The organism is Oleiphilus sp. HI0125 (assembly GCF_001635355.1).
In genome coordinates, this window is sequence record NZ_LWGF01000482.1 from 1 (window position 1) to 321 (window position 321).

Annotated in this window: 1 protein-coding gene; it reads right to left on the reverse strand. The window is 44.5% G+C overall.

Annotation, left to right across the window (positions count from 1 at the left end; translation table 11 throughout):
• The coding region (locus A3762_RS28270) for a hypothetical protein (RefSeq protein ID WP_231878744.1) at positions 1–194 on the reverse strand (194 nt) is incomplete at its 3' end.
• Positions 195–321: the final 127 nt, after the last annotated feature.

The window sequence follows — 321 nt, forward strand, 5'->3', positions numbered from 1 at the left end:
TTATACAGTTCACGAGCACCCATTGATGCACTGAGATATAAGCGATCGGGTTTAGAGCCTCTGTTAAAAGCGATCAAGGCAGGGTTGTGAAGGGATGCGTTGAATTTAGTCGCTGCTGCAGCGCCAGTTCCACCCATTGCCATGGATCTTGGGTCAAGTAAGGTCCTATAGCCAGCAATTGTTTGAGCACTCATGCAGAGGAATATGAATGTTATTAGGCCTCTGAAACTGCTAGTTCGCATTATTGGTCACTTCCTACATTTTTAAATTCGCACAACCTAAGGATTGTAACGAATTGCAAGCGCTTGCAAAGGCATATAC